At 33.9% G+C, this 251-nt stretch carries 1 pseudogene; it reads left to right on the forward strand.

Annotated features, from left to right (window positions below):
* Positions 1-251, forward strand: a pseudogene (locus tag B0E34_RS21430) (hypothetical protein); the annotation flags it as partial.

Consider the following 251-nt stretch of genomic DNA (forward strand, 5'->3'; position numbering starts at 1 on the left):
AATCTCTGAAAAATGGGCAAAAGATTCGGCGAAATATCCATTGTCGGGAAGCTATGACATCCAGAAACTAATGGTTGGACTTGAGAAAGAGTTTAAAACTCCCTCAGAAAGAAAAACGCTGGATCTTCTGAAGAAAAATATGGGCGAAGTGTATTTTAAAACAGAAGCCAAAGCAGAAAAAATAGAAACAGAAGATAATTACAATATTAAAAATCCATCCGAAAACAGTATAAAGTATTTCTTCGATGATT

Origin of the sequence: Chryseobacterium mucoviscidosis (assembly GCF_002177115.1) — a bacterium.
Classification (GTDB): domain Bacteria; phylum Bacteroidota; class Bacteroidia; order Flavobacteriales; family Weeksellaceae; genus Chryseobacterium; species Chryseobacterium mucoviscidosis.